The organism is Burkholderia sp. E168m22, from assembly GCF_001319805.1.
In the GTDB taxonomy this organism is placed as follows: Bacteria; Pseudomonadota; Gammaproteobacteria; order Burkholderiales; family Burkholderiaceae; genus Burkholderia; species Burkholderia orbicola.
Window position 1 is genome coordinate 1 of record NZ_BBSK01000047.1, and the last position, 6,229, is coordinate 6,229.

At 67.7% G+C, this 6,229-nt stretch carries 6 protein-coding genes; 4 read left to right on the top strand and 2 right to left on the bottom strand.

Annotated features, from left to right (window positions below):
• On the bottom strand, positions 1 to 654 hold a 654-nt coding region (locus AP428_RS13150), incomplete at its 3' end, for an amidase (RefSeq protein WP_269434013.1).
• Between the two features lie 68 nt (positions 655 to 722).
• A complete protein-coding gene (gatC, locus tag AP428_RS13155; RefSeq protein WP_006477478.1) occupies positions 723 to 1,022 on the bottom strand; it encodes an Asp-tRNA(Asn)/Glu-tRNA(Gln) amidotransferase subunit GatC in 300 nt (99 codons plus the stop codon).
• A gap of 366 nt (positions 1,023 to 1,388) precedes the next feature.
• Between gatC and AP428_RS13160 the strand changes: the two genes are divergently transcribed.
• The 4 genes from AP428_RS13160 to mrdA form a co-directional block, all read left to right on the top strand.
• A complete protein-coding gene (locus AP428_RS13160) occupies positions 1,389 to 2,432 on the top strand; it encodes a rod shape-determining protein (RefSeq protein ID WP_004189550.1) in 1,044 nt (347 codons plus the stop codon).
• 138 nt (positions 2,433 to 2,570) lie between these two features.
• Positions 2,571 to 3,647, top strand: a complete 1,077-nt coding sequence (gene mreC / locus AP428_RS13165) for a rod shape-determining protein MreC (RefSeq protein WP_054928165.1) — start codon at positions 2,571 to 2,573, stop codon at positions 3,645 to 3,647.
• Positions 3,644 to 4,156, top strand: a complete 513-nt coding sequence (gene mreD, locus AP428_RS13170; RefSeq protein WP_006477476.1) for a rod shape-determining protein MreD — start codon at positions 3,644 to 3,646, stop codon at positions 4,154 to 4,156. Before mreC ends, mreD begins: the two co-directional genes overlap by 4 nt.
• A gap of 101 nt (positions 4,157 to 4,257) precedes the next feature.
• The coding region (mrdA, locus tag AP428_RS13175; RefSeq protein WP_054928166.1) for a penicillin-binding protein 2 at positions 4,258 to 6,229 on the top strand (1,972 nt) is incomplete at its 3' end.

A 6,229-nucleotide genomic window follows, 5' to 3' on the forward strand; every position in this document is an offset into this window, starting at 1 on the left:
GTCGGACGCGCTCTGCGCCATCGGGCCGCCCTGGTCGAGCGACGACGCGAACGCGATCATCCCGTAGCGCGACACGCGGCCGTAGGTCGGCTTGATGCCCGTCACGCCCGCGAACGACGCGGGCTGGCGAATCGAGCCGCCGGTGTCGGTGCCGGTCGCGGCCGGCGCGAGGCGCGCGGCGACGGCGGCCGAGCTGCCGCCCGAGCTGCCGCCCGGCACCGCGTTCGTGTCCCACGGGTTCTTCACCGCGCCGAACGCCGAGTTTTCGTTCGACGAGCCCATCGCGAACTCGTCCATGTTGGTCTTGCCGAGCGTGACCATGCCGGCCGCCTGCAGGCGGGCGACGACGGTCGCGTCGAACGGGCTCTCGTAGTTCGCGAGCATTTTCGAGCCGGCGGTCGAGCGCCAGCCGCGCGTGACGAACACGTCCTTGTGCGCGATCGGCAGGCCGGTGAGCGCGCCGCCCGCGCCGCGCGCGAGTTCGGCGTCGGCGGCTTTCGCCTGCGCGAGGGTGAGGTCGGCGTCGACGTGGACGAACGCGTTCAGGTCGCGCGCGGCGTCGATCCGTTTCAGATAGTGCTGCGCGAGCTCGACGGCCGAGCATTCCTTGGCGGCGAGCGCGGCGCGCAGTTCGGTCAGGCTTTTTGCGTGCATTGAGTGGTTTTCCTGGAATTCTGGGTGGCGCGCGGCGCAGGACGGCCGGCGCGCTTGTCATCGAATGCTTACTCGATCACCTTCGGCACGAGATAGAGGCCGTCCTGGACGGCCGGCGCCGGACGCTGGTTGTCGTCGCGATTGACGACTTCCGTCACGGCGTCGTCGCGCAGGCGCTGCGCGACTTCCTGGATCTGTTCGATCGGGTGGGCGAGCGGCGCGATGCCGGCGGTGTCGACCGCCTGCATCTGCTCGACGAGGCCGAAGAATTCATTGAGCTGGCCGAGCATGTGCTCGGCGTCGGCGTCGGCCATTTCGAGTCGCGCCAGGTGCGCGATGCGTTTCACATCGGTCAGGGTCAGGGCCATGCGATCACCGGAAAAACAAGGCTGCGCAGTGCATCGAAAGCAGCACTGCGGCGGGGGGTTGGAGGGTGCGATCCACCCTCAGAAATCGGGGCCGAAGCGGCAAAAATACCGCCCGTTTCGATTCAAATACCGTGAAATTATAAGGTATCATTACGCGTTCGACCCAAACCCGGCAGCCTTTTCCCGCACCGTTTCGCCCTGCTTCGGCAAGCCGTGCGTGCTTCGTGCGATCCCCGGTAGACATCACTCGCAGCTTCGTGCGCCGCGGCGGCCGCTTCCGCCACGCTTCCCGAGGCTGTTATTTTTTCCGCTGCCGCCCTCAGCGCTCGCTATGCAGGGCCGGCCCAGAGCGAAACAGGATTCTGAATGTTCGGTTTTTTGCGCAGCTACTTCTCCAACGATCTCGCGATCGACCTCGGCACCGCAAACACCCTGATCTACATGCGCGGCAAGGGCATCGTGCTCGATGAACCGTCCGTCGTGTCGATCCGCCAGGAAGGCGGCCCCAACGGCAAGAAGACGATCCAGGCGGTCGGCAAGGAAGCCAAGCAGATGCTCGGCAAGGTGCCGGGCAACATCGAGGCGATCCGCCCGATGAAGGACGGCGTGATCGCCGACTTCACCGTCACCGAGCAGATGATCAAGCAGTTCATCAAGACGGCCCACGAGTCGCGCATGTTCTCGCCGTCGCCGCGCATCATCATCTGCGTGCCGTGCGGCTCGACCCAGGTCGAGCGCCGCGCGATCAAGGAAGCGGCGCACGGCGCCGGCGCGTCGCAGGTCTACCTGATCGAGGAGCCGATGGCGGCCGCGATCGGCGCGGGCCTGCCGGTCTCGGAAGCCACCGGCTCGATGGTCGTCGACATCGGCGGCGGCACGACCGAAGTCGGCGTGATCTCGCTCGGCGGCATCGTCTACAAAGGCTCGGTGCGCGTCGGCGGCGACAAGTTCGACGAGGCGATCGTCAACTACATCCGCCGCAACTACGGGATGCTGATCGGCGAGCAGACCGCCGAAGCGATCAAGAAGGAAATCGGCTCCGCGTTCCCGGGCTCCGAAGTCAAGGAAATGGAAGTGAAGGGCCGCAACCTGTCGGAAGGCATCCCGCGCAGCTTCACGATCTCCAGCAACGAAATCCTCGAAGCACTGACCGATCCGCTGAACCAGATCGTGTCGTCGGTGAAGATCGCGCTCGAACAGACGCCGCCGGAACTCGGCGCCGACATCGCCGAGCGCGGGATGATGCTGACGGGCGGCGGCGCGCTGCTGCGCGACCTCGATCGCCTGCTCGCGGAAGAAACCGGCCTGCCGGTGCTCGTCGCGGAAGATCCGCTGACCTGCGTCGTGCGCGGTTCGGGCATGGCGCTCGAGCGCATGGACAAGCTGGGCAGCATCTTCTCGTACGAGTGATCGCCCAGTGATCGCCTAGGCAGTCCCGTTTGATATGACGCACCCGCGGCGTGGCCGGATCGCTCGTTCAGAACGAACCGCCGCGCCGTTTGCGCGTCTGAGCATTATTTAACCGATCACACGCGCCCGGCGCCGACCATGGAATACAGTCCGCCGCCCCTCTTCAAGCAAGGTCCGCCCGCGCTCGCGCGGCTCATCTTCTTCGTCGCCCTCGCCATCGCGCTCCTCGTGTCGGACGCGCGCTTCAGCACGCTCGAAATCGTGCGCGGCGTGCTCGGCACCGTGCTCTACCCGCTGCAACGCGCGGCGCTCGTGCCGCGCGACCTGTTCATGGGCGCGGCCGACCTCGCCGTCACCGGCGCGGCGCTGCGCCACGAGAACGACGATCTCCGCAAGCGCAACCTGCAATTGTCGACGCAGGCCAACCAGGCCGCCGTGCTCACGCAGGAGAACGCGCACCTGCGCGCGGTGCTCGAACTGCGCCAGCACATCGCGACGCAATCGACGCCGGTCGAGATCCAGTACGACACGAGCGATCCGTTCACGCAGAAGATCGTGGTCGGGCAAGGCTCGCAGCAAGGCATCCAGGACGGCTCGCCCGTCGTCAGCGAGGACGGCGTGATCGGCCAGGTCACGCGCGTGTTCCCGCTGCAATCCGAAGTCACGCTGGTCACCGACCGCGATCTCGCGATTCCCGTGCAGGTGCTGCGCACCGGCCTGCGCAGCGTGATCTACGGCACGCCGAAGGGCGATTCGCTCGACCTGCGCTTCGTGCCGACCAGCGCGGATCTCGTCGCCGGCGACGAGCTGATCACGAGCGGCCTCGATGGCGTCTATTCGCCCGGCCTGCCGGTCGCCAAGGTCGTGCGCGTCGACAAGCTCGCCGATACCGCGTTCGCCCGGGTGACCTGCGCACCGGTCGCGGCCGTGCGCGGCGCGCGCCAGATGCTCGTGCTGCATTACCGCAACGACATCCCGCCGCGTCCGGCCGAGCCCGATCCCGCCGCCGAGAAGAACGCGAAGGGCAAGAAGGGCGCGAAAGCCGCCGCGAAGGGCGAAAAGGCCGAGAAAGCCGACAAGGCCGACGCGAACGCGAAGCCGGCCGCCGCGGCCCAGCCCGGCGCGAAACCGGCGCCGGCGGCTCCTGCGGCGCCGGCCCAGCCCGCCGCCGCGCCCGCGAAGCCCGCCGCCGGGCAATCAGGAGCCCAGCGATGAACCGCCCGCAATACATCCTGCAGCCGGTCAATCCGTACTTCATCGTCTTCAGCCTCGCCGCCGCGTTCCTGCTGAACCTGATGCCATGGGGCCGCCTGCCCGGCGTGCCCGATTTCGTCGCGCTCGTGCTGCTGTTCTGGAACATCCACCAGCCGCGCAAGGTCGGGATGGGCGTTGCGTTCGCGCTCGGCATCCTGATGGACGTGCACGACGCGGGGCTGCTCGGCGAGCACGCGCTCGCCTATACGCTGCTGTCGTACGGCGCGATCACGATCCACCGCCGCGTGCTGTGGATGCCGATCGGCGTGCAGGTGCTGTACGTGACGCCGCTGCTGGTCGCCGCGCAGCTCGTGCCGTTCGTGATCCGCCTGCTGATGGGCGCCGCGTTCCCCGGCTGGCGCTATCTCGTCGACGGTTTCGTCGAAGCCGCGCTGTGGCCGATCGCGAGCCACCTGCTGCTGATGCCGCAACGCCGCCCGGTCGACCCGGACGATACGCGCCCGATCTGAGCCGGACCGACCTTGAATACCCGCCGCCCCCACGCCCGCCGCGCGCCGCGCTCCGGGGCGGCACCTCGCCCGCGTCCGCGCGCGGGCCAGATTGCCCTTAAATGACCGAATTCAACGACACCCAACAGCAGCTCTCGAGGTTCCGCCTGCGCGTCGCGGCGGCGGGCGTGTTCGTGTTCGTCTGCTTCGGGCTGCTCGCGAGCCGCTTCTTCTACCTGCAGCTGATGCAGCACGGCAAATACGCGCTGCAGGCCGAGGAAAACCGCATCTCGGTCGCGCCGATCGTGCCGAACCGCGGGATCATCACCGACCGCAACGGCGTGATCCTCGCGAAGAACTACTCGGCGTACACGCTCGAGATCACGCCGTCGAAGCTCGACGACACGCTCGACAACACGATCGACAAGCTGTCCGAGATCATCCCGATCGACGCCCGCGACCGCCGCCGCTTCAAGAAGCTGCAGGAAGACTCGAAGAACTTCGAGAGCCTGCCGATCCGCACGCGGCTCACCGACGCCGAAGTCGCGCGCTTCACCGCGCAGCGCTTCCGCTTCCCCGGCGTCGACGTGCGCGCGCGGCTGTTCCGCCAGTACCCGCTCGGCATGACGGCCGCGCACGTGATCGGCTATATCGGCCGGATCTCGAAGCGCGACCAGGATCGCATCGACGCGATGAGCGACGACAACGACAGCGACCAGGAGCACTACGATCCGCGCCGCGACGCGAACAACTACAAGGGCACCGACTACATCGGCAAGATCGGCGTCGAGCAGAGCTACGAGACCGAGCTGCACGGGCTGACGGGCTTCGAGGAAGTCGAGGTGACGGCCGGCGGCCGGCCGGTGCGCACGCTGTCGCGCACGCAGGCGACGCCCGGCAACAACCTCGTGCTGTCGCTCGACATCGGGCTGCAGCAGGTCGCCGAGCAGGCGTTCGCCGGCAAGCGCGGCGCGCTCGTCGCGATCGAGCCGAAGACGGGCGACGTGCTCGCGTTCGTATCGTCGCCGAGCTTCGACCCGAACTCGTTCGTCGACGGCATCGACCAGCAGACCTGGGACGAGCTGAACAACTCACCCGACAAGCCGCTCCTGAACCGCCCGCTGCACGGCACCTACCCGCCCGGCTCGACGTACAAGCCGTTCATGGCGCTCGCGGGCCTCACGCTCGGCAAGCGCACGCCGGGCTGGGGCTTCCAGGACCCGGGCTACTTCACGTTCGGCGGCCACACGTTCCGCAACGACGTGCGCTCGGGCCAGGGCTGGGTCGACATGAACAAGGCGATCATGGTGTCGAACGACACCTACTTCTACATGCTCGCGCGCGACCTCGGCGTGAACGCGATCGCGAACTTCATGAAGCCGTTCGGCTTCGGCCAGATCACCGGGATCGACATCCAGGGCGAGGCGCGCGGCATCCTGCCGTCGACCGACTGGAAGAAGAAGGCGTTCAAGAAGGCCGCGCAGCAGAAGTGGTTCGACGGCGAGACGATCAGCCTCGGGATCGGCCAGGGCTACAACTCGTTCACGATCCTGCAGCTCGCGCATGCCACGGCAACGCTCGCGAACAACGGCGTCGTGATGAAGCCTCACCTCGTGAAGGAAGTCGAGGACCCGATCTCGCGGGCGCGCCACCTGACCGTGCCGAAGGAAAGCGAGGTGATCCCGCTGAAGGCGTCCGACATCGACGTCGTGAAGCGCGGGATGGAAAACGTGATCGAGAACCCGTCCGGGACCGCGTACAAGGTGTTCCGCGGCGCGCAGTACCTCGCCGCCGGCAAGACCGGTACCGCACAGGTGTTCTCGCTGCAGGGTTCGAACTACAAGGGCCACCTGCTCGCCGAACACCTGCGCGACCACGCGCTGTTCATCGCGTACGCGCCGGTCGACCATCCGCAGATCGCCGTCGCGCTGGTCGTCGAGAACGGCGGCTGGGGCGCGCAGGCCGCCGGCCCGATCGCGCGCCGCGTGCTCGACTACTACCTGGTCGAGCGCCAGAACCCGAAGAACGAGGCCGCGGCCGTGGCCGCCGCGGCGTCGGCGACCGAGCCGGTGAGCGCGCCGGTGGTCGGCGACA